Below are 26,685 nucleotides of genomic sequence, written 5' to 3' on the forward strand. Positions count from 1 at the left end.
TCTTCCTTCGGGTCCATCGAACATTTGGAGCCACGCACGTCCTCCGGACGGTTGTCGGGGTGAGCCCAGGATCGGGCTCGGCTGCTTGCAATTGTCGGACTCTAACCGTTGGAACCGCACGAAATCGGCGTCTCGAATTTCCGATAAGTATCATTTGTGTTTCGAACTACGTGAACAGGCGAAATCGCAGCAGATTCCCATCCGCGCCCGCCGCTGTCGGACCCTCTACCTAGACTGGGCAACCGTGAGCCCCGTAACCGACGCCAGTGCCGCATCCGCACCTTCGACCGGCAAATCAGCCGACGGTCAGCAACCGACGCTGTTGCTCATCGACGGTCACTCGATCGCGTTTCGCGCGTTCTTCGCCCTGCCCGTGGAGAACTTCAAGACCACGAGCGGCCAGTCGACCAACGCGGTGTACGGGTTCACCTCCATGCTGATCAACCTCCTCCGGGACGAGAAGCCGACGCACATCGCCGCAGCTTTCGACGTCTCTCGGCAGACGTTTCGCGCCGAGCGATTCCCGGACTACAAGGCCAACCGCAGCAAGACTCCCGACGAGTTCGCCGGCCAGGTGGACATCACGAAAGACGTCCTGGGCGCGATGGGTATCCCTGTCATGGCCGAGCCGGGTTTCGAGGCCGACGACATCATCGCCACGTTGGTCACTCAGGCCGAAGCGCTCGGCTACCGCGTCCTCGTCGTGACCGGTGACCGCGACTCGCTGCAACTCGTCACCGACAACGTGACCGTGCTCTACCCCAAGAAGGGGGTTTCGGAGCTCACCCGGTTCACCCCGGAAGAAGTGACCACCAAGTACGGGTTGTCGCCGTCTCAGTATCCCGACTTCGCGGCGCTACGAGGCGACCCGAGCGACAACCTGCCCGGAATCCCCGGCGTCGGCGAGAAGACGGCGACCAAGTGGATCGTGCAGTACGGCTCCCTGGAGGAACTGGTCAACAACGTCGACAAGGTGAAGGGCAAGGTCGGTGACGCATTGCGTGCCAATCTGTCCTCGGTCGTCCTCAACCGCGAGCTCACCGAAATGGTGCGTGACGTGCCGTTGCCGTACACCCCGGACCAGCTCGAACTCGCACCGTGGGACCGGGAGAAGATCCACGGGTTGTTCGACGACCTCGAGTTCAGGGTCCTCCGTGACCGCCTGTTCGACACGTTGTCCTCGGCCGAACCGGAGGCGGAGGAGGGCTTCGACGTCAAGGGTGGCGCCGTCCCCGTCGGAGAGCTCGCAGCATGGCTGGCCGCTCACGCGTCGACAGGTGAGCGTCATGGACTGTCGGTCGTCGGTCCTCGTCGCCCGTTCGACAGTGATGCCGTGTCCATCGCGATCGCTGCGTCCGACGGTGAGGGCGGATTCGTCACGACGAGCTCACTCGATCCGTCCGACGAGTCAGCACTCGCGGCATGGCTGGCCGACGAAACGCAGCCCAAAGCCCTACACGAGGCCAAGTGGGCCATCCACGCGCTTCGCGGTCGGGGATGGACCCTGGGCGGATCGACGAGCGACACCGCACTCGCTGCGTACCTCGTCCGTCCGGGCCAGCGGAGCTTCAATCTCGACGACCTGTGCCTGCGCTATCTCAAGCGTGAGCTTCGGGCGGAGGACTCCGTCGAAGGTCAGATGTCGCTACTGGACACCGAGGACGTCGCCGAAGCCGCGGTGGCCGAGGGCGAAATCTTGCGAGCGCAGGCCATTCTCGATCTGGCGGCCGCACTGGACTCGGAACTGACCGACATCGAATCGACGTCGTTGCTGTCCGAGATGGAGCTACCCCTCCTCGGAGTGCTCGCGGACATCGAGGCGACAGGCATCGCCGTAGATCGCACCCACCTCGAAGCACTTCAGAGCCGCTTCGCCGGGCAGGTGTCCGACGCCGCCAACGCCGCCTACGAGGTGATCGGCAAGCAGATCAACCTGGGTTCGCCGAAGCAGCTGCAGGTCGTGCTTTTCGAAGAACTCGACATGCCGAAGACGAAGAAGACCAAGACCGGTTACACCACCGATGCAGACGCACTGCAGGGCTTGTTCGAGAAGACCGAGCATCCGTTCCTGAAGTTCCTGCTGGACCACCGCGACGCGACCCGCATGAAGGTCACCGTCGACGGGTTGCTCAAGTCCATTTCCGACGACGGGCGTATCCACACGACGTTCAATCAGACGGTCGCAGCGACGGGCCGGCTGTCCTCGACGGAGCCGAACCTGCAGAATATTCCGGTTCGTAACGAGGCCGGTCGCCACATTCGCGACGGGTTCGTGGTCGGAGAAGGCTACGACATGCTGCTGACGGCAGACTACAGCCAGATCGAAATGCGCATCATGGCCCACTTGTCCGGCGACGAAGGGCTGATCGAGGCGTTCAACACAGGCGAGGATCTGCACAGTTTCGTCGGAGCGCGAGCCTTCGGTGTTCCCATCGAAGAGGTCACGCCGGAACTGCGTCGTCGGGTCAAGGCCATGTCGTACGGGCTCGCGTACGGGCTCAGCGCCTTCGGGTTGGCTGCGCAACTCAAGATCTCCACGGACGAAGCCAAGCAGCAGATGGAGGCGTACTTCGCGCGCTTCGGCGGCGTGCGTGATTACCTGCGGAACGCGGTGGAGGAGTCGAGGAAGGTCGGGTACACGTCCACGTTGTACGGCCGTCGCCGCTACCTACCGGACCTCAACAGCGACAACCGTCAGCGGCGCGAGGTCGCCGAGCGTGCCGCGCTGAACGCTCCCATCCAGGGCACGGCTGCGGACATCATCAAGGTTGCGATGATCGATGTGCACAAGTCCTTGAGCGCGTCGAATTTGAAGTCGCGCATGTTGCTTCAGGTTCACGACGAGTTGGTGCTCGAGGTGGTCGAATCCGAGCGCGACGAGGTCGAGGCTCTGGTTCGCGACAAGATGGCGTCGGCGATTTCGCTGTCGGTGCCGCTCGAGGTGTCGGTCGGTACGGGGCGCAGTTGGGACAAAGCCGCGCACTAGGCGTTCGTCGTGTGCACCACTCGTCTACATAGTTCAGGGCCGGCCGCACAGTGCGACCGGCCCTGAATGTTGTGTTGCCGTCCGAATTATTCGCTGTCAGCGGCGGCAGGCTGCTCTGCGATCTGCTTACGTACCTCGTCCATATCGAGTGCCTTGACCTGCCCCACCAGATCCTCGAGTGCTGCTGCGGGGAGTGCGCCCGGCTGCGCGAAGACGAGGACTCCCTCACGGAACGCCATGATCGTGGGGATCGACTGGATGTTGGCGGCCGCCGCGAGTCCCTGCTCTGCCTCGGTGTCCACCTTGGCGTGCACCACGTCGGGGTGCGATTCCGAGGACTTCTCGAACGTGGGCGCGAACTGGCGGCACGGTCCACACCACGACGCCCAGAAGTCCACGAGCACCACGTCGTTGCCGCCGACGATCTCGTCGAAGTTCTGCTGAGTCAAAGTCTGTGTTGCCACGCCTGCCCTTTCGTCGATGTTTGTTTCTCTGGATGCCTCAACGCACCTCGAGCTCGAAATCATCCCGGGTCATGCAGGTTGCGGCGCCGCCCGGAACGTTCGTCGGTACGAGTTCGGCGTCGTGCAGCGCAGCCGGACGAAGTGTTGCCGCAGTACAGCGGCGTTTCCGAAGCCCACGCGTTCGGCGATCACATCCATCGACAGGTCGGAGTTCTCCAGTAGCTGTTGTGCGGCCAGTACTCGCTGGTCGTTCAACCAGCGGGCGGGTGTGGTCCCGGTTTCGGCCTGGAACCGACGCGCGAACGTGCGTGCGGACATGTTGACCCTCGCGGACAGTGTCTGGACCGACAGTTCGGTGTGCAGGTTCTCTGTCATCCAGTCCAGCAGAGGTGCAAGGGTATCGACCTCGACGGAGGGAAGGGGCGTGGTCACGAACTGGGCCTGGCCGCCGTCCCGATGCGGCGGTACGACCATCCGTCGCGCGATACCGTTCGCCACGACGCTTCCCTGCTCCTTGCGGACGATGTGAAGGCACAGATCGATGCCGGCGGCAGTTCCCGCGCTGGTCAGGACGTTTCCGTCGTCGACGTAGAGCACGTTGCGGTCGACCTCGGCGAGAGGGTAGTCCGCGGCCAGTCGGTCCGAGTGTCGCCAGTGCGTCGTGCATCGCCGTCCGTCGAGCAATCCCGCTTTGCCGAGAAGGAAAGCGCCATTGCACAGGCTCGCGACCTTGGCGCCGCGAGCGACGGCGGCGCGCAACTTGTCGAGCAGGGGTTCCAGTGTGTCGTCGAGTTCTGCGTTGCACAGAGCGGAGCCGTCGGGGGCCAGGTGGGTACCTCCCGCCGGAATCACGATGAGATCGGCGTGGTCCAGCTGGGACAGGTCGTACGGGACGTCGATGGTGTAGCCGAACCGGGATCTGATGGGCTCCGCCACGCCTGCGATCAGCGAGAAGTCGTAGGTGGGCAGCCCCTCGTCGGACCTGTCGAAGCCGAACACCTCGCAGGCGACACCCATCTCGAATTGCTCGGTCAGTGGCAGCAGTGGAACGACGACGCGTTTCAACATGTCGACGAGTATGGCAGAAAAACGTGGAACTGTGTCATATCTGCCACTGTTGTTGTGGAACGCCTGCTAGCACGCTTGCATTCATGACCATCACAGTGATCTTTCTGGCCACCATCAGCCTGGTGTACCTCGCGACGATGCTCGGTTACGCCCCCGACACCCATGCCGAGGTGACCCAGTTCGGTGACTACAAGTTCTGATGACCGGGCCGCGTCGCGAGCCACTCACGCTTGCCTTCACCGTCCCAGCGCCGCAGTGCCACCGTGTGTCCGACGAGGTCCGGTTGCACCGAGTCCAGGCGCACGAGCGCTTCGGCCAACTCGACCCGCGTCATGCGTCGTGCAAGCGTGACATGTGGTGACCATTTCCCGGGCTGGGTGTGGGATCTGTTGCCGTCGGCGTCGCCCAGAAGCGTTGCCGCACGAGAGTGCAAATCGAGCAGCTTCCTCGAAGGGACGACTGCACGCGCGAGGGTGATGTGCTTGCCCCGGAACAGCACGAATGCCCCGAGCCGAACAGGGAACTCCACAGCGAGGTACTCGTCGGCGATCCGCGCGTCCAACTCCTCCATTTCGTCCGCCACCGCCAGGGTCACATGCGGCCTGTTGGACTCGCCGGTGTGCCGCGCCTGGCTGGGCAGGTCGGCGTCGAGCAGGATCTGCCACTCACGCCGGACCGCAGCATCGAGGGATTCGTCGAGAAGCAATTCGAGAGACTGAACCATAGTCAGTCATGATTGCCGATATGGCACACGACGGAGTCACGAAGGTGAGAATCGGCTCGATGCTCGGCGACGGCATCGGGCACGAGATCGTTCCGGCGACCCAGCGCGTCGTCGACGCCGCCGTGGGGGCGGAGCACGCCCTGGCAGTGGAGTGGGTCGAGCTGCCGCTGGGGCACTCGGCGATCGAGTCGCACGGAACGCCGGTTCCAGAATCCACGCTCGCGGGTCTCGATGCGCTCGATGCCTGGATACTCGGCCCGCACGACAGCGCGTCGTATCCGGAGCCTTTCAGATCCCAGTTGACGCCGGGCGGGATGATTCGCAAGCGATTCGATCTGTACGCGAACATCCGCCCTGCCAAGGCTCATCCGGGTGTCCGGGCAGTGTCGAACGGGATGGACCTCGTCGTGGTCCGCGAGAACACGGAAGGGTTCTACGCAGACCGCAACATGTTCGTCGGAAGCGGCGAATTCATGCCGACGCCGGACGTCGCTCTCGCAGTCGGCGTGTTCACCCGGGCCGCGTGCGAACGGATCGCCCGAGAAGCATTCGTGCTGGCACGAATGCGGTCGCGGCACGTCACCATCGTCCACAAGACCAATGTCCTGTCGTTGACCACGGGGTTGTTCCGCGACGTCTGTCGCGGCGTGGCCGAGGACTTCCCCGATGTGAGGGTCGACGAGCACCACATCGACGCACTGACTGCGCACCTCGTTCGGCGGGGTGAGGATTTCGACGTCATCGTCGCGGAGAACATGTTCGGCGACATTCTGTCCGACCTCGCGGGTGAACTGTCCGGATCGCTGGGAATGGCACCGTCGGTGAACACGTCCGAGAACAAGGTGATGGCACAGGCAGCGCACGGATCCGCACCGGACATCGCCGGAACGAACAGGGCCAACCCGACGGCGTTGTTCCTTTCTGCCGCAATGCTTCTCGAATGCCTGGCGACCCGACACGGTGATGCTCGGCTGACGCACGCTGCCGGGCGGATCCGGCACGCAGTCGACGGTGCCCTCGAATCCGGAGTGGCCACAGCCGACCTCGGCGGGACCGCGTCGACCGGTGAGTTCACCGAGACCGTTCTCGCGAGAGCGCTGCGGATCTGACTGTGCCCCGCTTGCCGAGGCCGCCGAAGGGGCGAAAATGCCCTGAGGTTCGACGCGCCCGCGTTACTGTTCGATTACCCGGACAGCACGGGCGACGAACGTCGCCTAGGGTTCGTAGGTCCGGCCCCACCGCTCGACGTGGTGCGGCCGCGTAGGACTGTCGCGTTGGATCGTGTTTGGATTTCGGAGGATTTCTCGTGTTTGATCGCTCGTACTCGAAGACCGCTCGGATGCTGTTGGCAGTGGGCGGTGCCGGGGCGCTGTTGCTCGCAGGCTGCGCCCAGAACACCGAGGAAGGTGCTTCGCCCGCAACCGATGAGACGACAGCTGTCGAGGTGACCAAGGTCGACGAGATCGCGGCGACCCTGCCGGAGAAGAACGTGTCGTCCGGAACACTCGTCGTCGGCGTCAACGTGCCTTACTCGCCCAACGAGTTCAAGGATTCCTCGGGCAAGATCGTCGGTTTCGACGTGGATCTGATGAACGCCGTGGCAGGCGTGCTGGGTGTGACGGCACAGTACGAGGAAGCCGATTTCGATCGGATCATTCCGTCGATCCAGGGCGGTACGTACGACGTCGGGATGTCGTCGTTCACCGACACCAAGGAGCGCGAGCAGACCGTCGACTTCGCAACGTACTTCAACGCGGGTACCCAGTGGGCGCAGCAGGCGGGCGGAAGCGTCGACCCGACGGATGCGTGCGGGCTGAAGGTCGCCGTGCAGACCACCACGATCCAGGATCAGGAAGAAGTGCCCGCGAAGAGCGAAGCATGTGTCGCCGCAGGCAAGCCCGCCATCCAGATCGAGAAGTACGACAGCCAGGACGACGCCGTCAACGCGCTGGTTCTCGGACGTGTCGACGCGATGTCCGCCGATTCACCGGTGACCGCGTACGCCATCAAGCAGACCGGCGACAAGTTGGAGGCGGCCGGTGACGTGTTCGACTCCGCTCCGTACGGTTACCCCGTCGCCAAGGGATCGCCGTTGGCGGCAACCCTGCAGCAGGCAGTGCAGCACCTGATCGACAACGGTCAATACCAGACCATTGCAGAGAACTGGGGCGTCGAGGCGGGCGTCATCGAGGAGTCGCAGATCAACGGTGCGGTCAACTGATCCGCGGCCCGCTGCGCTCACTCGTCGAAAGGACTTAGTGTGACCTCCTCGGCTTCGCCCGGATCCGGCCGTTCCGGATCCTCGGACGGTGCAAGCCCGGAACCGGCGCCGATCAAGGCGATACCGCTCCGCCACCCCGGACGCTGGATCGCCGCGGTCATCGTCATCGTGTTGTTCGGGCTCTTCGTGTACGGGGCTGCAACCAATGCCGCCTACGGGTGGGGCACGTACGGGCGTTACCTGTTCGACAGCCGGATCGGCAACGGTGTGTGGATCACCGTGCAGCTGTTGGTCTACTCCATGGTCATCGCGATCGTGTTGGGCGTCGTCGTCGCGGTCATGCGATTGTCTCCCAACCCGGTGCTGCGCAGTGCCGCGTGGATCTACCTCTGGATCTTTCGCGGGACCCCGATCTACGTCCAGCTCACGTTCTGGGGACTGGTTCCGGTCATCTACCGCGAGGTGGCGCTCGGAATCCCGTTCACCGTTCAGTTGGCGACGTTCAATCTGCAGTCGTTGTACTCGGCGTTCTGGTTCGCGGTGATCGGGCTGGCCCTCAACGAGGCCGCCTACATGGCCGAGATCGTCCGCGCCGGCATCAACTCGGTCGGTGAAGGTCAGGTGGAGGCGTCGACGGCGCTCGGCATGTCCTGGTCGCAGACCATGCGTCGGACGGTGTTGCCTCAGGCGATGAGGGTGATCATTCCTCCCACCGGCAACGAAGTGATCAGCATGCTGAAGACCACCTCGCTGGTCATCGCAATACCGTTCACGGGTGAGCTGTACGGGCGCGCCCGTGACATCTCGGGAGTGAACTTCGAGCCCGTGCCGCTACTGCTGGTGGCGTCCACGTGGTATCTGGTGATGACGAGCATCCTGATGGTCGGGCAGTTCTACCTCGAACGCTATTACTCGAAAGGTGTGTCTCGTAAGTTGACCGGTCGCCAGTTGCAGGCCCTCGCCGACGCGCAGGGCGGCAAGCCGTTGCCAGTGCAGCGCTCCAGCGAAGGCGGCCCGTCGTGAGTCCGATGGTGAAAGCGCAGCAGGTGTGCAAGAACTTCGGCGCACTGCAGGTTCTCAAGGGGATCACCCTCGAAGTCGACAAGGGCCAGGTCCTGTGCATGGTCGGACCGTCGGGATCGGGCAAGTCGACGTTCCTGCGGTGCATCAATCACCTCGAGCAGGTCAATGCCGGCCGGTTGTACGTCGACGACGAGCTCGTCGGGTACGAGGAAAAGAACGGCAAGCTCTACGAACTACACCCGAAGAAGGCTGCCAAGCAGCGCCGCGACATCGGAATGGTCTTCCAGCACTTCAACCTGTTCCCGCATCGAACTGCCTTGGACAACATCGTCGAGGCGCCGACCCAGGTCAAGGGCGTCAAGAAAAAGGATGCGACTGTCCGCGCGAAGGAGCTGCTGGACCGGGTGGGTCTCGCGGACAAGGCCGACGCCTACCCGGCCCAGCTGTCCGGTGGTCAACAACAGCGGGTGGCAATAGCGCGAGCGCTGGCGATGGATCCCAAGCTCATGTTGTTCGACGAGCCGACGTCCGCACTCGATCCCGAGCTGGTCGGCGAAGTCCTGGGAGTCATGAAGGAACTCGCGCGGGACGGAATGACCATGGTGGTGGTGACACACGAGATGGGCTTCGCTCGTGAAGTTGCGGACCAATTGGTGTTCATGGACGGTGGCGTCGTCGTCGAATCGGGCGAACCGAGATCCGTTCTGTCGAACCCGCAGCACGAGCGGACGCAAGCGTTCCTCTCGAAGCTGCTCTAGCTCGGTTTCCGAGCGCTGAAGATCGCTGTTCCGGGGAAGAGCTGACCGCGGAGTGGGCTCCACTGACCCCACTCTCGGTCCAGCCACTCCGGCCAATCCGGTTCGACGATGTCCACGACTTCGAGTCCGGCGCCGACGATCTCCCGGACCCGGTCGCCGACCGTGCGATGGTGCTCGACGTACGTCGGCACGCCGTCGGCATCGAACTCGACGTACGGGGTGCGGTCGAAGTAGGGGATCGTCGCAGTCAGGCCGATGGGTCCCGGATCGTCGGGGAAGATCCACCTCATCGGGTGGTTCACCGCGAACACCCAGATTCCGCCGGGACGAAGTACACGCGCGACTTCCTTCATCACCCCGGCAGAGTTCGCCACGAACGGCACGGCACCGAAGGCCGAGCACGCGATGTCGAAACTCGAATCGAGGAACGGAAGCGCCTCGGCGCTCGCCTGTACCAGCGGAACGTGATCGTCCGCAGCGGTCATGGCGTCGATGCCGGTGCGCAGCATCCCCGCCGAAATATCCAGGCCGACGGCGCGGGCCCCCTGGGCGCCGAGCCACCGAGAGCACGGCGCGGACCCGCAGCCCACTTCTAGGACATCTCGTCCGGACACGTCGCCGAGCAAGTGCACGTCGCCCTCGTGAAGACCTTCGGGGCACCAGACGAACTCACCACGTTCGGAGCCGACACCCAGAAAGTCCCCGTGAGTGCGGTGGTACTCGTCGGCGTCGGAATCCCACCACGATCGACTCGCTCGGTCGCTTGCCTCGGAGTCGATACGCGCACGGCCCGGGACGACGGGAGACTGCGGGGTATCGGTCACCGGGAACACGTTAGCTGGGGCGCTCGATCGCGGTGCTGTCGCGTTTGCCCACCTGTGACCTGGTCGAGTACCCTTACGGACGCGAGTGCGTTCACGCTGCCCTTGATCCGACGAGGTTCGAGGGTCGGCGGGAACATTTTCGTTCTAGATCTGTTCTTGCATCACGAGCACGAGGTGTCTTTCGACGCCTACGGTTCTCGTTCTGTTCAGAACTACGTTCTACAGTCCGACCGAACATCCATCAACCGATACCCAACCCGTCCGGAGCAACTCAACACATGCCCTCAACCACAACCTCACCGCAGGTAGCCGTCAACGACATCGGCTCCGCAGAGGATTTTCTCGCCGCTATCGACGCCACGATCAAGTACTTCAACGATGGTGACATCGTCGAAGGCACCATCGTCAAAGTCGACCGCGACGAGGTTCTGCTCGACATCGGTTACAAGACCGAAGGCGTCATCCCTTCCCGCGAGCTCTCCATCAAGCACGACGTCGACCCCAACGAGGTCGTCTCCGTGGGCGATGAGGTCGAAGCTCTCGTCCTCACCAAGGAGGACAAGGAAGGCCGCCTGATCCTGTCCAAGAAGCGTGCGCAGTACGAGCGCGCCTGGGGCACGATCGAAGAGCTCAAGGAGAAGGACGAGGCCGTCAAGGGCACCGTCATCGAGGTCGTCAAGGGTGGACTCATCCTCGACATCGGTCTTCGTGGCTTCCTTCCCGCCTCGCTCGTCGAGATGCGTCGCGTCCGCGACCTCCAGCCGTACGTCGGCAAGGAGATCGAGGCCAAGATCATCGAGCTCGACAAGAACCGCAACAACGTGGTCCTGTCGCGCCGCGCATGGCTCGAGCAGACCCAGTCCGAGGTTCGCAGCGAGTTCCTGCACCAGCTCCAGAAGGGCCAGGTCCGCAAGGGCGTCGTGTCCTCCATCGTCAACTTCGGTGCCTTCGTGGACCTGGGTGGCGTCGACGGACTCGTGCACGTCTCCGAGCTGTCCTGGAAGCACATCGATCACCCCTCCGAGGTTGTCGAGGTCGGCACCGAGGTCACCGTCGAGGTTCTCGACGTCGACCTGGACCGCGAGCGCGTGTCGTTGTCGCTCAAGGCAACGCAGGAAGATCCGTGGCGTCAGTTCGCACGCACCCACGCGATCGGCCAGATCGTGCCCGGAAAGGTCACCAAGCTCGTTCCGTTCGGCGCGTTCGTTCGCGTCGAAGAGGGCATCGAAGGCCTCGTGCACATCTCCGAGCTGGCCGAGCGCCACGTGGAGGTCCCGGACCAGGTCGTCGGCGTCGGCGACGACGCACTCGTCAAGGTCATCGACATCGACCTCGAGCGTCGTCGTATCTCGCTGAGCCTCAAGCAGGCCAACGAGGACTACGCAGAAGAGTTCGACCCGTCCAAGTACGGCATGGCCGACTCGTACGACGAGCAGGGCAACTACATCTTCCCCGAGGGCTTCGACTCCGAGACCAACGAATGGCTCGAAGGCTACGAGAAGCAGCGTGAAGAGTGGGAAGGCCGCTACGCCGAGGCGGAGCGTCGCCACAAGATGCACACCGCTCAGATGGAGAAGACGGCGAAGGACGAAGCTGCCGAAGCCGCCAACACCAACTACTCGTCCGAGTCGGGTCAGGTTGCCGACGCCGAAGGTGATGCTCCCGCAGCATCCGCTCCGGCATCGACCGGCGGATCACTCGCCAGCGACGCACAGCTCGCTGCACTGCGTGAGAAGCTGTCGGGCAACGCCTGATAGACACTGTCCACCCCTAGGGGTGTGACCGTAGCCCCGGCCCTCCCCGCGAGGGCCGGGGCTTTGTCGTTCGTGTACCTCCCTCGGGACCGAATGTGCCGTTCGGTCACTCGAAGTGACCGAACGTGCCGTTCGGTCACCGAAGAGGCGTGCGGCAGTGCACCCGGAAGACAAGAATGGACCCGATTCCGCGAGGGAATACGGGTCCATCGTCGTTTCGACGGGGTGGCTCAGCCTGCGACGGCGGGACTCCACTGAGCGACGGCACCTGTCCGCTTACGCATGGACGCGAAGCTGTGACGAGCCGGGCTGAGCAGGTTGGTGAACCAATTGCGCCGATGGTCGGCCAACGCCAGGGCAACCTCGGGGATCAGAATGACGTGAACTCCCGATTCCATGCCGAGACGGTGCCGACCCGGTTGGATCTGATTGCTTCGCATCGAAAGTCCTTTTCGCTAGCAGTGGGTCGGCAAATACTTATCTCGCACGACGAAGATAACGGACGCGGAGCCGAACCTGGTGCATTTGAGGCTGGTGTGCTTCGGCGTGTTTCGGTGAGAGACTGGGGGCATGTTGAGACTCGGCCTCACCGGAGGCATCGGAGCAGGGAAGTCGACCGTGTCGAAGAGGCTGGCGGAGTTGGGCGGGGTGCTCGTCGACGCGGACGTGATCGCTCGGGAAGTCGTCGAGCCCGGGACGGTCGGTCTGCAGAAGTTGGTGGAGGCGTTCGGTGACGACATTCTCACGGCTGACGGCTCGCTCGATCGGCCGGCGTTGGCGGCCAAGGCATTCGGTGACGACGCCTCTCGCGCGACGTTGAACTCGATTGTCCATCCGCTCGTCGGGAAGCGTACCGCCGAACTCATCGAGGGCGCCGCGGACGATGCCGTCGTGATTCAGGACATCCCACTTCTGGTGGAAGGCAAGATGGGTGCGCTGTTCCAACTCGTCGCCGTCGTCTTCGCCGATGCGGAGGAGCGGGTGGAACGACTTGTCGGCCAGCGGAACATGCCGGAGACGGATGCGCGGGCCAGGATTGCTGCGCAGGCAACGGACGAACAACGCCGTGCGGCGGCGGACATCTGGATCGACAACAGTGGCGCGCCGGATGATCTCGACGACATGGTGCGTGACCTGTGGACCGAGCGCCTGGTGCCGTTCGAGAGGAACATCAGAGACGGCGTGATCGTCAGAACGCATCCTGAACTCGTTCCGGCAGACCCTCGGTGGGCCGCTCAGGCCGAGCGTATCAAGGCTCGCATCGCGGTCGCGGCTGGAAGTTCAGCTGTGAGAATCGATCACATCGGATCGACTGCGGTGCCCGGTTTCGACGCCAAGGACGTCATCGACATCCAGGTCACCGTCGCGAGTCTCGACGACGCCGACGCACTCGCGGAACCGTTGCGTCGGATAGGTTTTCCCCGCAACGCCAACATCACCGCGGACAACCCCAAGCCTGCCTACGGAATCGGCGGTGAGGCAGATCCTGCGTTGTGGACCAAGCGTTTCCACGGTTCGGCGGACCCGGGCCGGACGGCCAATATCCACATTCGCGTCGACGGGTGGCCGGGGCAGCAGTTCGCGCTCGTGTTCCGTGACTGGCTGATCGCCGACGCCGACGCGACCGCCGAGTACCTGGAAATCAAGCGCGCCGCAGATCTCGCGGCCAAGGGTCGGTCCGATTACCAGTCCGCGATCGAGACTTACATCGGTGTGAAGGAGCCATGGTTCGATCGCGCGTACGTGCGCGCCTGGGAATGGGCGGAGCGCACGGGCTGGAAGGCCTGAGCGCGAGCTCGTTCCCCGTCGTCGCTCGAATGAACACCGAAGCTCACCATTCGTATGGATGGATCGTTCGAGCGGAAGGGGACCGCACCTCGAACACCGCGTGCCCCTAAGCAGTGCGGGGCCGCCAGGTGGTGGGCATGCCGAGGGATTCGAGCCAGGCGTCGAGGTCGTAGCCGTGGGAGGCGAGGCCGGCGACGGCGAGGACGGAGCGGTTGACTGCGAGGTCGGCGGTTGCGGTGTCGAGGTGGCCCTCGACTCTGGCTTCGAGGAGTTCGTCGGCGTCGAGGTAGTCGAATCCTCGTCCGGTGCGGACGCTGAGGTCGAGGTAGTGGTCGACGGAGGTCCAGGCATCGACACCGGGGGTGAACTCGCCGATGTCGATGTAGTAGTCCTGGTCGCGTTCGCTTCCTGGTGTGTAGTGGAAGATCGATGCGCGCAGGCCGAGGCTGGGCAGGAGCCATGACTGCAGGTAGTCGAATTGCGGGTGATCGGACGGCCGCGCCATGTAGAGACCCCATGGTTCGACGCGGTACTCGTCGACTGGGCGCACGAATCCCTTCGGGTCGGTGTTGGTGAGACCGACCACGTCGAAGTATTCGACCTTCGGTGGGTGGACGTGTACGTGTGGTGCCGCGGCGGGTGCGTCCATGGGTCAACAAATTACCTGGACGTGGCTCGAAAGGAACCTGTCGGTGGTCGCGTCTACCCTGGATTCATGGCGTTTGCATCCGAACATCCCGTGGTGGCTCATTCCGAACACCGTCCGGTCGGAGAGATCGAGCGGACGGGTCCGGCGTTCCAGGTTGTCAGCGAGCACAAGCCTGCCGGTGACCAGCCGACGGCCATTGCCGAGCTGGAACGCAGGATCAAGGCCGACGAGAAGGATGTGGTCCTTCTCGGTGCTACCGGAACGGGTAAGTCGGCGACCACGGCGTGGTTGATCGAGAAGCTGCAGCGGCCGACGCTGGTGATGGCGCCCAACAAGACGTTGGCGGCGCAGCTGGCCAACGAGCTTCGCGACATGCTGCCGAACAATGCGGTCGAGTACTTCGTGTCCTACTACGACTACTACCAACCCGAGGCGTACATCGCCCAGACGGACACCTACATCGAGAAGGATTCGTCGATCAACGACGATGTCGAGCGGCTGCGGCATTCCGCGACGGCAAACCTCTTGTCCAGGCGGGACGTCGTCGTGGTCGCGTCCGTGTCGTGCATCTACGGCCTCGGTACCCCGCAGTCGTACGTCGATCGGTCCATCGAATTGCAGGTTGGCGTCGAGGTGCCCCGAGACGCACTGCTGAGACTCCTCGTGGATGTCCAGTACACACGCAACGACATGTCGTTCACGCGAGGATCGTTCCGCGTGCGTGGCGACACGGTCGAGATCATCCCGTCCTACGAGGAACTGGCGGTTCGTATCGAGTTCTTCGGTGACGAGATCGAGGCGCTGTATTACTTGCATCCGTTGACCGGTGACACCGTCCGGCAGGTCGATTCCGTCCGTATTTTTCCGGCGACGCACTACGTCGCCGGTCCGGAGCGGATGGAGAAGGCGGTCGCGAACATCGAACTGGAGTTGGAGGAGCGCCTCGCAGAGCTGGAGAACAAGGGCAAGCTGCTGGAAGCTCAGCGTCTTCGCATGCGCACGCAGTACGACCTCGAGATGATCAAGCAGGTCGGGTTCTGTTCGGGCATCGAAAACTACTCGCGGCACATCGACGGCCGCGGACCGGGTACCGCACCGGCGACGTTGATCGACTACTTCCCGGAGGATTTCCTTCTCGTCATCGACGAGTCCCATGTGACGGTGCCGCAGATCGGCGCTATGTACGAGGGCGACATGTCCAGGAAGCGCAACCTGGTGGAGTTCGGATTCCGGCTCCCGTCGGCAACGGACAATCGACCGCTGACATGGGAAGAGTTCACGCAGCGCATCGGTCAGACGGTGTACTTGTCCGCAACGCCCGGCAAGTACGAGTTGGGCCAGACCGGCGGAGAATTCGTCGAGCAGGTCATCAGGCCCACCGGCCTTGTCGATCCCAAGGTCGTGGTCAAGCCCACCAAAGGCCAGATCGACGACCTGGTTCACGAGATCCGCGACCGCGCGGAGAAGGACGAGCGCATCCTCGTCACCACGTTGACCAAGAAGATGGCCGAGGACCTGACGGATTATCTGCTCGAGCTCGGTATCCGCGTTCGGTACCTCCACTCGGACATCGACACCCTCAGGCGCGTCGAACTCCTGCGTCAGCTTCGTCTCGGTGAGTACGACGTTCTGATCGGCATCAACTTGCTCCGTGAGGGCCTGGACCTCCCCGAGGTGTCCCTGGTTGCGATTCTCGACGCGGACAAGGAGGGGTTCCTCCGTAGCGGCACCAGCTTGGTCCAGACCATCGGACGTGCAGCACGTAACGTCTCGGGTGAGGTCCACATGTACGCAGACAAGATGACGGATTCGATGACGTATGCCATCGAAGAGACCGAGCGGCGACGTGAGAAGCAGATCGCGTACAACCTCGAGAAGGGCGTCGATCCTCAGCCGCTACGCAAGAAGATTGCCGACATCCTGGATCAGGTGTACGAGGAAGCCGAGGACACCGAGGAGTCGGTCGAAATCGGTGGCTCCGGGCGCAACGCGAGCCGTGGGCGTCGCGCGCAAGGGGAGAAGGGTCGCGCTGTCAGTTCGGGTGTGTACGAAGGGCAGGACGTCAAGTCGATGCCGCGTGCGGAACTTGCAGCCTTGGTTCAGAACCTCACCGATCAGATGATGAACGCCGCCCGTGAGTTGCAGTTCGAACTTGCAGGCCGTCTGCGCGACGAGATCCAGGATCTGAAGAAGGAACTGCGCGGAATGGATGCGGCTGGGTTGAAGTAGCCGCCTTTCGCTACGGTTCAACCCATGGACGCTTCCACTGCCGGCAGGAGTGCGCGTGCACTCGAACTTCTGCACTCGTTGAGCTACTTCGTTCCGGAGACCCAGGACGCACTGTCGGGGGCAGGTCTGGAGGGGCGGGCGCCGTACTTCGCCGGTCGTGCCGCTCCGCTGGGGGCTGTCGGTGCGGGCGTAGTGGCCGCGACGTTCTACAACTTCAATCGTGAGTTGATCGAGCCCCTCGTACCCGCGGCATGGAAGGCGGTGTCACCGGAACGGGTCGTCGAGATCCGGTACCGCGCGGTCGGCGATGCGTATACCCGGCTGCTGGGGCAGGACGTCGTGGAATCATCTGCCATGTCCGAAGCCGCCGAACTGGCATCGATTGCGGCAAGCCACATTCCCGGCGACGACGGACGTCCTCTGTATGCCGCGTACGCCGAGCTCGACTGGCCCGAGGTGCCACACCTCCGATTCTGGCACGCGTTGACGCTGCTCCGCGAGCATCGAGGCGACGGGCACATCGCGGCGTTGCAGACAGCGGAGTTGAGCGGCATTCAGGCGCTCATCACGCACACCGCAACGGGCAAGGGGTTCGAGAAGGAATTTGCGCAGAAGCGTCGGGGATGGTCGACCGAACAGTGGAACGACGGCCTGGACACGCTTCGCGACCGTGAGATCGTCGACGCGGACGGTGCCCTCACCGAGCACGGCAACGATCTACGCGGGTTGGTGGAGGACATCACCAACGACTTGGCCCTCGCGCCGTGGGCTGCCTTGGGTGAGGAGGGCGCGGCACGCCTGGTGGAACTCGCGACACCGTGGCGGGACACGGTCATCGATCAGGGCGTGTTCCCGAACGGTGTGTTCAACAAGAAGTAGGCCGAGCGTCCGTCAGCTGGTGATGTCCTTCGTCGAAAATCGTTGCCAGGCTGCAATTCCGAACACTGCGGCGTAGGCGAGGGCGGAGAAGGATCCGACGACCATGTCGTTCCATTCGATCGTGGGCGACAACGCGTCGATCCACGTGTTCGCGTAGTGGCCAGGCAGGTAGTTGCGTAGCGAGCCGAGGGCGGTGATCTGATCGAGTATCTGCATCAGGATGGAGGTCATCACCGCGCCGCCGACGGCGCCCAGCGGTGCGTCGGTCAGCACCGAGAGCAACATTGCGAGGCCTGCGACCCACAAGAGGTTGATGCAGATGTAGAGCACTGCGATCAGCAAGCGACCGAGCGCCTCGGCGTAGGACAGGCCATCTCCGAACGGTGTCACCAGCGGCTCGGCGCCGTACAGCACAGTTCCGAGCCCCAGAGACACCACAACCAACGTGGCGATCGCTGCGATGGACAGTGTCGCGGACACCAGTGCTTTCTGCATCAACAGACGGGTACGCGGTACCGGGATCGCCAACAGATAGCGGAGCGAGGACCAGGACGCTTCGCTGGCCACCGAGTCGCCGAAGAACAAGGCGACGACCACGATGAGCAGAAATCCGACGGACATGAACAGAGCGAACACGGTGAAGTTGACGCCTCCGCGAGTACCGAGTTCGATGAGCCCGCCTGCATCGGAGTCCGCCGAGTCGCTGCCCACCGCGAATGCAATCGCCAGGATGACCGGGAGCAGGGCAAGGAATCCGATCGAGAGTTGCGTTCGACGACGCCCGAACTGGCGTCGCAGTTCGGTCCGAAAAGGCAGCGTCTTTCCCGACGAGTAACCGTCGACTCGCCCGTCCAGGTGCGCGCTCATGTGGTCTCCTTCGTCGACGCCGCAGGCAGGGCGTCGTTGTGGACGAGGTCGAGGAACACGTCTTCGAGGCGAGTCGACTGCGAGAGGCCGCGAAGCTGCAGACCGTCGTCGAACAGCGCTCGGGTGACCCGCGCAGGGTCGAGTGCTCCGAGGTCGACTCGTAGTGTCGTGTCGTCGACGATCGTCGGTGCCAGGTCGAGCCCTTCGAGGACGCGCGCGCCCCGCTCTGCGTCGTCGACGCGCACTTCGGTCTGGCCTCCGGCCTCGGTCAGTTCCCGAACGGTGCCGGAGCTGATGACCGAGCCTCGGTTCATGACCACGACGTGCGTGCACGTCTGCTCGACCTCGGCCAACAGGTGGCTCGAGACCAACACGGTACGTCCCGTCTTCGCGTAGTTGATCAGGACGTCGCGCATCGTGCGGATCTGCGGTGGGTCGAGACCGTTGGTGGGTTCGTCGAGGACCATCAAGTCCGGAAGTCCCAGCATTGCCTGTGCGATGGCGAGGCGTTGCCGCATGCCTTGGCTGTAGGACTTCACCTTCCGTTCGATGGCGGCGCCGAGATCGGCGATCTCCAGCGCCTCCTCCAGGTGGGCGTCTTCGGGGGGTCTTCCAGTCGCCTGCCAATAGAGGCTCAGATTTTCCCTACCGCTGAGGTGTGGCAGGAAACCGGATCCTTCGACGAAGGATCCGAGGCGGGACAACACAGGCGACCCCGGCGACACCTTGTGACCGAACACGCGGATTTCACCCGCGGTCGGAGTGATGAGGCCCATCAGCATGCGAAGCGTCGTGGTCTTGCCCGCACCGTTCGGTCCGAGCAGACCCAGCACCTGACCCTTCTTCACCTCGAAGCTCACACCGTTCACGGCCTTGAACCCGTTGGCGTAGGTCTTTTCGAGGCCGTCGATGAGGAGAGGTGTCTCGAGGAGTGATTCGTCGACCTCCGCGACGATTCTGCGACGTCCCCGCACGATGTTGACACCGATCAACGCAGCCACGGCGAGTGCGATCGCACCGATCCCGACGAGGGGAGCGGTCGGGACGGAACTGGTGCCCGTCGACGCACCTTCCACAGACGGCACCGACAGAGTCGGATCGTCGAGGGATACGACGAATTGCGCGGGCTCCAGCGGAACCGCGTAGGCCTGATCGGTCGTCGACACCGATATCTCGACGTGGTGGCCCTGTGGAACTGCGTAACTGATGCCCGGCAGCGTCACGGTGACGGGGATCGACCCCTCCGTGGCGGTGCTCGGCAGTCTCACGGCTGCGACGCCGCCACCGGGAAGCGTGCGGCGGCCGTCGGGCGCAACGTCGTAGAGCTTGACGAAGACAACTGCTTCCTGGGGCTGAGCGAATGCTCCGATACGAAGATTCACGCGCGACGAGCCCGTGATGTTGAGCGGCTCGGCGAGTGGCTCGCCCTCGAAGGTAGCCGACTGGCCGGGAATGTCGGCCGACAGCGCAGCGCCCGCCGGAGTGGCGGTCAGAGCGGACAGAGCCGAACCCAGACCGGGGACGGACGAGATTGCCGACGGGGATGCGCCGGGTGGCCTCACGATGGTCTGCTCGGCGGGAGGAGCGGTTCCTTCTGCTGGATTGTCTGCTGCAGCATCCGTGACAGGCGTGGATTTCGGCGACAGCTCGACATCGACGAACTGTGCCGACGACGGCTCCGGGTCACCGGCGAGACCTGGGTAGTCCGGGGCGGTCAATCGTCGGTTCCGCGCGCGTTCCTGTTCGACGGCGGATCCTTGCACTGCGTAGTTGAACGGTTGTTCGCCGCTGTCGGTGGCGTCCGTGCCGCGGAGCTTCGCATCCAGGAAGTCCTCCATCGCAGCATCGGAGCCTCCGTTGGTTCCGCCCCCGTCGTGCCCACCGCCGAACCACCGGACCTCCACGTCACCGCCGGCCTCCGAAATCTGGCGGGCGGTCGTGTCGGCCTGGTCGAGTCCGAACAGTGTGTCCTGCAGACCCTGCACGAGAAGCGTCGGTGCCGTGATGTTCGACGCGACGGCGGCGGGTGAGTGGGCGCTGAGAAGAGCGAGGAGTTCGGGTGTCGGTTGTCCGGTGACTGCAGACTGTGCGTATGCGGCGCAGAACTCGGGCGCGAAACGGCCGCATCCCGTCGAGGACGCGTCGGCACCGTCGCTCGTGTCCGGCGCCGGGGTGCTTCCAGCGCCGAAGAACACTCCCGCCCATCCTCGTTTGAGGACGCCGGGTCCCCCGTAGACGGATCCGGCAGGTGAGTCGATTGCGGCCAGCGAGGCGCGTGCCTCGTCGCCGGTCACGCCGTAGTTGGGGAACAGGGCTTCGCCGAGGTCGTTCCACGTGATCGCTGCGGCGACCGCATCGACGCGCGGATCGGTTCCGGCGACACTGAGGGCAAGTGCCCCACCGTACGACCCTCCCGCGACACCGACGCGTGGATCGCCGGGGGCGTCGAGGAGTGTCTCCGGCCGCTCCGCGAGCCAGTCGATCAGTGCGCGGCCGTCTGCGACCTCACCGTTCGGGTCGTTCAGTGAGATCGTTCCTCCGCTCTCACCGAAGCCGCGTGCACTGTAGGTGAGCACGAGAAAACCGTCCGCGGCCAGCGAGCGAGCTTGACCGTCGACCGACAGTTTGTCGCCCCCGAATCCGTGAGCGAGTAGAACGGCGGGTGCGGGGGTCGTCTCGGGCACATACAGGCGGGAATCGAGGTCGATCGTCTCGGAACTGCCCGGGGCCTCCGGTACGGTGATCCTGGCGTCGAGAGTGGACGCCGCGTCTTCGGACGCAGGGGAGCGGAATGCGTAGAAGATCGAGACCGCTAGAACGAGCGCGACGAGGAGTGCGGCGAACACGGCGGTTCCTGGCGACCGAAGCGGCCGGGGGATGTGCATGTGACCAATGTATGTGAGGCACGAGAGTCGTGTTGTCGCCGAACTCCGCCTCACATCCGGCGGATGCAGATAGGGTCATCGAAATGGGCACGGGGACCGGCGGATCGGCTTGTGATCGACCACGAACGTGCCTGTAGAAGCATCGTCGAATGTGTGACAGAACACCTACAACTGGAGGAATGAATGAGTGCCTATCGCACCGTCGTCGTCGGAACCGATGGGTCCGAATCGTCATTGCGCGCAGTGGAGAAGGCTGCGTCGATCGCCGGTGACGCGGACGCGACGCTGGTGATCGCCTGCGCGTACTACCCGGCGGATCCCAAGGACACCGGTAAGGCAGCCGACGCGTTGCGTGAGGATGCGTACCAGATCACCGGTTCTGCTCCGACACACGACATCCTTCGGACCGCGCGCGAGCACGCTGTCAAAGCGGGCGCGAAGAACATCGACGAACGTGCGATCGTCGGCGCCCCCGTCGAGTCGCTGCTGCAGTTGGTCGACGACGTCAAGGCGGATCTGCTCGTCGTCGGAAACCGCGGACTCAATTCGTTGACCGGCCGGCTGCTGGGCTCCGTGCCGTCCGACGCAGCGAGGAAGTCCACCAGCGACGTCCTCATCGTTCACACCGTCAGGTAGACGAGACCACTGTGGCCCGGCGGAGTGTCCGCCGGGCCACAGTCTTCTGTCACCTACTGCGCGGGTCACCTACTGCGCGGGTCACCTACTGCGCGGGTCACCTACTGCGCGGTCAGTGGACCAGGGCGTCGAACGGTGCGAGCGAACGCAGTTCGTCGGGCAGTGGGCGGGTGTGCACGACGCCCAGCCGCTGCGTCGCGCGTGTGAGAGCGACGTAGAGATCACTCATTCCCATGGGGGACTCGTCGACGATGTCGGAGGGCTCGACGATGAGAACCGAGTCGAATTCCAGTCCTTTCGCCTCCTTGACCGTGGACACCGTTACGGTTTCCGACCTCAGGTGCGCGAACTCGTCGACCCTGTCGTGGGGTGCCAGCACGACGCTGATGCCTGGGCGCGGGTGCTCGGTCAGACGCTGTTCGACGGTACCCGGTAACGATGTCTCGGTGACTTCCTGTGCCCACGGGACATTGCCCGAATCTCGCACCGATCGTGGTACCGACTGGACTGGATCGATTGCCGTGAGAACGTCACGGGCAACGGTCATTATCTCCGACGGCGTTCGATAGTTGACCGTCAGCTCGGTCTTCTTCCACCGCTGCGCTACATACGGTTCCAGTACCTGAGCCCACGATGTCGTGCCGGCGGGGTCCCCGGTCTGCGCGACGTCCCCGACGAGTGTCATCCACCGATTCGGTATGCGGCGCATGATCATTCGCCACGCCATGTCGGACAGTTCCTGGGCCTCGTCGACGATGACGTGCCCGTACGTCCAGGTGCGGTCCCCGGCGGCGCGTTCGGCCGTGGTGAGACGTGCGCCGGAGTCCTGCCGGCTGGCGAGCTGGCTCGCGTCGATCAGGTCGTACGCCATCAGGATTTCGGGGTCGAGTTCGTCTTCGAGGTCCTGTGGTGCGGACCCGGTGAGGATATCCAGTGCGCCCTGTGCGTCGGCGATTTGGTTGCGCCACTGGCGATTTGCTTGTTCGCGCTCGGCGTTGTCGTCGATGCCGAGCAGCTCGGCGAGTTCGTCCAACAAAGGTGCGTCGGCCGAGGAGAAACCGCGTCCGCGTCGGACCAGTGCGTCACGCTCCGCGGGGGTGAGGTCCGGTGCAGCCGACGCGATGCGTTCGGGAGAGGCGAACAGATCTCGAAGTACTTGCTGTGGAGCGAGATCCGGCCACAGCTCGTCGATCGCCGCCATCACGTCGGCGTCTTCCTTCATCTCGTCCCGCATGTCGGCGATATCGTCCCGGCTGAGCAGGCTGCCGCCGTCGACCAGGTTCTCGCCCAACTTCGCCGCCAATTGCTGTGCGAGCCCGTCGACGACGGACGCCACGAACAGCGGCCGCGCCAGGTTGTGGGGCCGTCGAGACGACCTGGCTCGCCCCCGAGCGCGGGTGACGATCTTGCGGTCGAGGGTGATGTCGTAAGTGTCGAAACGCAGTCGCTTCGGTTCCGACGGCACCTCTTGGCGATCGCGTACCGCCTTGGTGAGCACCGCGACCATCGACGTGGATCCCTTGACCTGTGCCGCGAGGGTGGAGTCGTCGAGCGTCGCCCGCACTCCCGGGTAGAGGTTTCCGATGGTGGACAAAAGCACTCCGGTCTCACCGAGTGAAGGGAGTACCTGGCCGATGTAGTCGAGGAACGTGGCGTTCGGTCCGATGATGAGCACGCCGCTCTTGGCGAGCTGTTGACGATAGGTGTAGAGCAGGTAGGCGGCACGGTGGAGTGCCACGGCAGTCTTTCCGGTACCAGGCCCTCCCTGCACCACGAGCACACTGCGATGCTCGGAGCGAATGATGGCGTCCTGTTCGCTCTGGATCGTCTCGACGATGTCGTTCATCTGACCCGTTCGGGCAGCGTCGAGAGCCGACAGCAGAGCGCTTTCGCCCGCGACACCGGTGGAATCGGAGCTCAAGCCGACTTTCTGCGCGGCAGCGAGATCGAGGTACTCGTCGGCCAGCGACGTGACCCGACGACTCCTCGTGCGGATGTGACGCCGACGAAGCACGTTCTCCGGCGCAGCAGGCGTGGCGAGGTAGAACGGGCGGGCCATGGGCGCGCGCCAGTCGAGCAGCAGCGTTTCGTAATCGTTGGCCTCGTCGAGAATCCCGACGCGGCCGACGTAGCGGACCGGCGAGTCGTCACCGTCGGTGGACAGGTCGATCCGTCCGAAGCACAGGCCGTTCTCGGCGGCGTCGTACTTCGCGATGTCGTCGGTGTAGAGATGCGTGAACGATTCGCGTTCACTTCGCGCCTGCGGTGTGCCCCCGGTCTCGAGCAAGACGGTGCTGAGCCGGTTCTGCGCGTACTTCCGTAGGGCGTCGAGTTGGTCGTAGAGCATTGTGACGTAAGACTGCTCGCGATCCTGGTCGGTCAAGTGCTGATCGCTGGTGACCGAAAGGCCGTCGTCCGGCAAAGGTTCTCCTCGGGAGTTCGGCGAATAGATGCGCGAAAATCGCCCAAGTAGTCTACGACGAACGAGAGCCCCACCGCAGAACTGCTGCTCGCGGGTGGGGCTCTCGGTTCGGTTCGACCTACTTGGAGTACTTCTGCACGCGCTTGTCGAGCTCTTTGCGTGCCTTTTCGACCTTCTTGTCCAGCTTCGCGCGAGCCTTTTCGGTGGCCTTGTCGAACTCACGGCTTTGCTTCTCTGCACGCTTGCGTGCGCGGTTGCTCAGGGTCTCCGTGCGATCCGCGGCCAGCTCCGCCAATTTGCTTCCGCGTTCCTGAGCGACGTCGGCGAACTCGGCCGCACGCGCCGACGCCACGTCGGCCCACTTTCCGCTCCGGTCCTGGGCGGCGTCGACGAGGTCCGCGCCGCGATCGGCGGCGGTTTCGGCCCACTTGGAGCCGCGCTTCTGGGCCAGCTCGGCCAGTTCTGCGCCGCGGTCGGCTGCGTCCTCGGCCAGCTGCGAACCACGCTTCTGCGCCTTCTTTGCGAGTTTCGAGCCACGCTTCTGAGCGAGTTCGGTCAGTTCCTCGCTGCGATCGGCGGCGGTTTCGGCCCACTTGGAACCACGCTTCTGCGCCACCTTCGCCAGATCCTGTCCACGATCGGCTGCTTCCTCGGCGAGCTTCGAGCCGCGCTTCTGCGCGACCTCGGCGAGGTCGTGACCTCGATCTGCGGCCTTGTGTGCCCATCGTGAGATGACCGGCTGGGCGGCGTCGGCGAAGTCGGATCCCTTGTCTGCTGCAACGTCGGCCCAGTGCGAGACAACGGGCTGGGCGGCGTCGGCGAGATCGGAACTCTTCTCGGCAGCGACATCGGCCCACTTAGAGACGACAGGCTGTGCTGCCTCGGCGAGGTCCGCGCTGCGGGTAGCAGCTACCGACGCGATCTCGCGGATGCGTCCAGTGGCGGCACCGAGGTGGTCGGCGGTGTCGTGGGTCCCCGGCAACGCCGAGACGACGGATTCCTGCGCCTTGCGTGCAGCCCGACGTCCACGCCACGCCAGAGACGGCTTGCCCTCGGTGTCGACGGCGGCGATCAGAAGACCGCCGAGCAGGCTGACGTTCTTGAAGAACTGAGTGCGCTGTGCAGCCTTCGCGGCGGGATCGGTCTCGTTCCAGAATGCGTGGCCGGCGACCGTGGTGGGCACGAGGCTGCCTGCCAGAGCGAGCGACGCGATCCGCGGGGCCTTGCCCGTCGCCAGGAGGATTCCACCGCCGACCTGAATTGCGCCGTTGATGCGGACGAGGGTCTCGGGATCGCTCGGCACGTTCGATGTGACGCTGTCAGGAAGTGTGTCCTGCCCCTGCTCGATCAGGGGTGCCGCAACCTTCGCCTTCCCGGCGGGGTTACGCAGTGCGTCGATCCCTCCGGCGATGAAGATGGTCGACATCAGCGGACGAGCGATACGGCGGACCAGCATTGACAGCCTCCTGGATGGGTCGATGAACGTCGATGTTCGGCGCGGACACCCGTCCGAGAACAGGTACCTGCGCCGCTCCACCGTATCCATACCCGGGGTTCGGGCATCTCAAGCGCGCCGAGAAGATCACCAGCCGCGCGAGCGCCACTCGTCCAGGGATCCGCGCTCCGCGCCGATCGTGGTGTCCTTGCCGTGCCCGGGATAGACGACAGTGTCGTCGCCGTACTCGTCGAACAGTTTGGACGAGACGTCGTCGAGCAGCTGCGTGAAATCCTCGGGTGTGGAGGTCTTTCCGACACCTCCGGGGAACAGTGAGTCGCCGGTGAAGAGATGAGTGACACCCGACTTGGCGTCCGTGAGAGCGAGCGCGATGGACCCCGGTGTGTGACCACGCAGGTGAATTGCTTTCAGTGTGAGGCTGCCCACCTCGATGGTGTCACCGTCGGCCAGCAGACGGTCCGGGGTGACCGGGAGCGGTTCCGCGTCCAAGGTGTGTGCAGCCGTGGGCGACGCCGTTCCGCCCGCGATGTCTTCCAGCGCCTGCCAATGATCCGCATGCTGGTGCGTCGTGACGATCAAGCTGAGGGTCGGCGCGTTCTCGTCGATGAGCTGTGACAGGCGCTCGGCCTCGTTGGCGGCGTCGATGAGAAGCGACTCACCGCTGGTGGAACAAACGACGAGGTAGGAGTTGTTGTCCATCGGGCCGACCGACATCTTGGTGATCGTGCCGCCGGAGATCTGCCGCCGCTGAGGCGTCGATCCTGGGGAAACCGCGCCGGTGTACTGGTCGTCGATGACCATGAGGTGCTCGTCCATTGCGAGGAGGCTACCGTCGGCTCGAGCGCGTTGCCTGTTCGACCCTGGGTAAGCCCCGAGTGTTGCGTGGCAACTGACCGCTGCGGCGCCGGGCAAACGTGTCGGTGGGTCGGCCTAGCATTGCTCGTGCGTGAACTGGATCTTCACGTGTGCATCACAACAGCATCGGTTGGATCGGTTCGTTCGGTGGTACGCGAGAGTCGTCGGTACCGGCGTTCGGTGTTCGAACACTTCCG

General features: G+C 64.0%; 21 protein-coding genes. 10 read left to right on the forward strand and 11 right to left on the reverse strand.

The features are described from left to right. The first annotated feature begins 244 nt into the window (after positions 1-244). Positions 245-2,986, forward strand: a complete 2,742-nt coding sequence (gene polA, locus CH293_RS22215) for a DNA polymerase I (RefSeq protein ID WP_037107727.1) — start codon at positions 245-247, stop codon at positions 2,984-2,986. A gap of 86 nt (positions 2,987-3,072) precedes the next feature. On the opposite strand, the gene trxA is transcribed toward polA, so the two are convergent. The 3 genes from trxA to CH293_RS22230 all read right to left on the reverse strand — a co-directional run bounded on the left by trxA (position 3,073) and on the right by CH293_RS22230 (position 5,242). Further along, positions 3,073-3,450 (reverse strand): thioredoxin, encoded by a 378-nt coding sequence (gene trxA / locus CH293_RS22220; protein ID WP_019665833.1) that lies wholly within the window; start codon positions 3,448-3,450, stop codon positions 3,073-3,075. A gap of 69 nt (positions 3,451-3,519) precedes the next feature. Next, complete coding sequence (locus CH293_RS22225) at positions 3,520-4,518, reverse strand: helix-turn-helix domain-containing protein (protein ID WP_037107731.1); 999 nt, start codon at positions 4,516-4,518, stop codon at positions 3,520-3,522. Positions 4,519-4,705: 187 nt separating this feature from the next. Then, a complete protein-coding gene (locus CH293_RS22230; protein WP_037107733.1) occupies positions 4,706-5,242 on the reverse strand; it encodes a 2'-5' RNA ligase family protein in 537 nt (178 codons plus the stop codon). 20 nt (positions 5,243-5,262) lie between these two features. Here CH293_RS22230 and CH293_RS22235 point away from each other — a divergent pair, with 20 nt between their 5' ends. The 4 genes from CH293_RS22235 to CH293_RS22250 all read left to right on the forward strand — a co-directional run bounded on the left by CH293_RS22235 (position 5,263) and on the right by CH293_RS22250 (position 9,244). Next, positions 5,263-6,351 (forward strand): isocitrate/isopropylmalate dehydrogenase family protein, encoded by a 1,089-nt coding sequence (locus tag CH293_RS22235; protein ID WP_094721513.1) that lies wholly within the window; start codon positions 5,263-5,265, stop codon positions 6,349-6,351. Between the two features lie 230 nt (positions 6,352-6,581). Next, a complete protein-coding gene (locus CH293_RS22240) occupies positions 6,582-7,463 on the forward strand; it encodes an ABC transporter substrate-binding protein (protein WP_037107835.1) in 882 nt (293 codons plus the stop codon). A gap of 39 nt (positions 7,464-7,502) precedes the next feature. Next, on the forward strand, positions 7,503-8,486 hold the full coding sequence (locus tag CH293_RS22245; protein WP_037107738.1) for an amino acid ABC transporter permease: 984 nt from the start codon (positions 7,503-7,505) through the stop codon (positions 8,484-8,486). Positions 8,487-8,491: 5 nt separating this feature from the next. After that, complete coding sequence (locus CH293_RS22250; RefSeq protein ID WP_037107741.1) at positions 8,492-9,244, forward strand: amino acid ABC transporter ATP-binding protein; 753 nt, start codon at positions 8,492-8,494, stop codon at positions 9,242-9,244. On the opposite strand, the gene CH293_RS22255 is transcribed toward CH293_RS22250, so the two are convergent. After that, the gene (locus tag CH293_RS22255) at positions 9,241-10,077 is read right to left on the reverse strand and encodes a class I SAM-dependent methyltransferase (RefSeq protein WP_094721514.1); all 837 of its coding nucleotides are present in this window, start codon (positions 10,075-10,077) and stop codon (positions 9,241-9,243) included. The two genes, CH293_RS22250 and CH293_RS22255, sit on opposite strands and share 4 nt — an antisense overlap. A 269-nt stretch (positions 10,078-10,346) precedes the next feature. On the opposite strand from CH293_RS22255, the gene rpsA reads away from it, so the two are divergent. Then, on the forward strand, positions 10,347-11,822 hold the full coding sequence (gene rpsA, locus CH293_RS22260) for a 30S ribosomal protein S1 (RefSeq protein ID WP_019665824.1): 1,476 nt from the start codon (positions 10,347-10,349) through the stop codon (positions 11,820-11,822). Between the two features lie 230 nt (positions 11,823-12,052). Here the strand turns inward: rpsA and CH293_RS22265 are convergent, their stop codons facing one another. After that, positions 12,053-12,262: a hypothetical protein gene (locus CH293_RS22265; protein WP_019665823.1), complete on the reverse strand. Its 210-nt coding sequence runs from the start codon at positions 12,260-12,262 to the stop codon at positions 12,053-12,055. A gap of 130 nt (positions 12,263-12,392) precedes the next feature. On the opposite strand from CH293_RS22265, the gene coaE reads away from it, so the two are divergent. Further along, positions 12,393-13,610 (forward strand): dephospho-CoA kinase, encoded by a 1,218-nt coding sequence (gene coaE, locus CH293_RS22270; protein WP_094721515.1) that lies wholly within the window; start codon positions 12,393-12,395, stop codon positions 13,608-13,610. A gap of 106 nt (positions 13,611-13,716) precedes the next feature. On the opposite strand, the gene CH293_RS22275 is transcribed toward coaE, so the two are convergent. Continuing rightward, complete coding sequence (locus tag CH293_RS22275; protein ID WP_094721516.1) at positions 13,717-14,259, reverse strand: DUF402 domain-containing protein; 543 nt, start codon at positions 14,257-14,259, stop codon at positions 13,717-13,719. A gap of 66 nt (positions 14,260-14,325) precedes the next feature. Here CH293_RS22275 and uvrB point away from each other — a divergent pair, with 66 nt between their 5' ends. Then, positions 14,326-16,488 (forward strand): excinuclease ABC subunit UvrB, encoded by a 2,163-nt coding sequence (uvrB, locus tag CH293_RS22280; protein ID WP_094721517.1) that lies wholly within the window; start codon positions 14,326-14,328, stop codon positions 16,486-16,488. A gap of 24 nt (positions 16,489-16,512) precedes the next feature. Then, positions 16,513-17,367, forward strand: a complete 855-nt coding sequence (locus CH293_RS22285) for a hypothetical protein (RefSeq protein ID WP_094721518.1) — start codon at positions 16,513-16,515, stop codon at positions 17,365-17,367. Between the two features lie 12 nt (positions 17,368-17,379). Here CH293_RS22285 and CH293_RS22290 read toward each other — a convergent pair whose 3' ends face one another. Further along, positions 17,380-18,234, reverse strand: a complete 855-nt coding sequence (locus CH293_RS22290) for an ABC transporter permease (protein ID WP_037107757.1) — start codon at positions 18,232-18,234, stop codon at positions 17,380-17,382. Beyond that, positions 18,231-21,119 (reverse strand): alpha/beta fold hydrolase, encoded by a 2,889-nt coding sequence (locus CH293_RS22295; protein WP_094721519.1) that lies wholly within the window; start codon positions 21,117-21,119, stop codon positions 18,231-18,233. Before CH293_RS22295 ends, CH293_RS22290 begins: the two co-directional genes overlap by 4 nt. A 183-nt stretch (positions 21,120-21,302) precedes the next feature. Here CH293_RS22295 and CH293_RS22300 point away from each other — a divergent pair, with 183 nt between their 5' ends. Continuing rightward, on the forward strand, positions 21,303-21,755 hold the full coding sequence (locus CH293_RS22300) for a universal stress protein (protein WP_019665816.1): 453 nt from the start codon (positions 21,303-21,305) through the stop codon (positions 21,753-21,755). A 112-nt stretch (positions 21,756-21,867) separates the two neighbouring features. Here the strand turns inward: CH293_RS22300 and CH293_RS22305 are convergent, their stop codons facing one another. The 3 genes from CH293_RS22305 to CH293_RS22315 all read right to left on the reverse strand — a co-directional run bounded on the left by CH293_RS22305 (position 21,868) and on the right by CH293_RS22315 (position 26,449). Further along, on the reverse strand, positions 21,868-24,102 hold the full coding sequence (locus CH293_RS22305; protein ID WP_176460092.1) for an ATP-binding domain-containing protein: 2,235 nt from the start codon (positions 24,100-24,102) through the stop codon (positions 21,868-21,870). A gap of 193 nt (positions 24,103-24,295) precedes the next feature. Further along, complete coding sequence (locus CH293_RS22310; protein WP_094721521.1) at positions 24,296-25,633, reverse strand: DoxX family protein; 1,338 nt, start codon at positions 25,631-25,633, stop codon at positions 24,296-24,298. A 126-nt stretch (positions 25,634-25,759) separates the two neighbouring features. Further along, positions 25,760-26,449 (reverse strand): MBL fold metallo-hydrolase, encoded by a 690-nt coding sequence (locus CH293_RS22315; RefSeq protein WP_094721522.1) that lies wholly within the window; start codon positions 26,447-26,449, stop codon positions 25,760-25,762. Between the last annotated feature and the right edge of the window lie 236 nt (positions 26,450-26,685).

The organism is Rhodococcus sp. 14-2470-1b, from assembly GCF_002259415.1.
GTDB lineage: Bacteria > Actinomycetota > Actinomycetes > Mycobacteriales > Mycobacteriaceae > Rhodococcoides.

Excerpts from the sequence above, each read along its gene's own strand:
- CH293_RS22225 (WP_037107731.1), bottom strand. The coding sequence starts at position 4,518 with ATGTTGAAACGCGTCGTCGTTCCACTGCTGCCACTGACCGAGCAATTC.
- CH293_RS22230 (WP_037107733.1), bottom strand. The coding sequence starts at position 5,242 with ATGGTTCAGTCTCTCGAATTGCTTCTCGACGAATCCCTCGATGCTGCG.
- CH293_RS22235 (WP_094721513.1), top strand. The coding sequence starts at position 5,263 with ATGGCACACGACGGAGTCACGAAGGTGAGAATCGGCTCGATGCTCGGC.
- CH293_RS22240 (WP_037107835.1), top strand. The coding sequence starts at position 6,582 with ATGCTGTTGGCAGTGGGCGGTGCCGGGGCGCTGTTGCTCGCAGGCTGC.
- CH293_RS22250 (WP_037107741.1), top strand. The coding sequence starts at position 8,492 with ATGGTGAAAGCGCAGCAGGTGTGCAAGAACTTCGGCGCACTGCAGGTT.
- rpsA (WP_019665824.1), top strand. The coding sequence starts at position 10,347 with ATGCCCTCAACCACAACCTCACCGCAGGTAGCCGTCAACGACATCGGC.
- CH293_RS22265 (WP_019665823.1), bottom strand. The coding sequence starts at position 12,262 with ATGCGAAGCAATCAGATCCAACCGGGTCGGCACCGTCTCGGCATGGAA.
- coaE (WP_094721515.1), top strand. The coding sequence starts at position 12,393 with ATGTTGAGACTCGGCCTCACCGGAGGCATCGGAGCAGGGAAGTCGACC.
- CH293_RS22275 (WP_094721516.1), bottom strand. The coding sequence starts at position 14,259 with ATGGACGCACCCGCCGCGGCACCACACGTACACGTCCACCCACCGAAG.
- uvrB (WP_094721517.1), top strand. The coding sequence starts at position 14,326 with ATGGCGTTTGCATCCGAACATCCCGTGGTGGCTCATTCCGAACACCGT.
- CH293_RS22285 (WP_094721518.1), top strand. The coding sequence starts at position 16,513 with ATGGACGCTTCCACTGCCGGCAGGAGTGCGCGTGCACTCGAACTTCTG.
- CH293_RS22290 (WP_037107757.1), bottom strand. The coding sequence starts at position 18,234 with ATGAGCGCGCACCTGGACGGGCGAGTCGACGGTTACTCGTCGGGAAAG.
- CH293_RS22295 (WP_094721519.1), bottom strand. The coding sequence starts at position 21,119 with ATGCACATCCCCCGGCCGCTTCGGTCGCCAGGAACCGCCGTGTTCGCC.
- CH293_RS22300 (WP_019665816.1), top strand. The coding sequence starts at position 21,303 with ATGAGTGCCTATCGCACCGTCGTCGTCGGAACCGATGGGTCCGAATCG.
- CH293_RS22305 (WP_176460092.1), bottom strand. The coding sequence starts at position 24,102 with ATGCTCTACGACCAACTCGACGCCCTACGGAAGTACGCGCAGAACCGG.
- CH293_RS22310 (WP_094721521.1), bottom strand. The coding sequence starts at position 25,633 with ATGCTGGTCCGCCGTATCGCTCGTCCGCTGATGTCGACCATCTTCATC.
- CH293_RS22315 (WP_094721522.1), bottom strand. The coding sequence starts at position 26,449 with ATGGACGAGCACCTCATGGTCATCGACGACCAGTACACCGGCGCGGTT.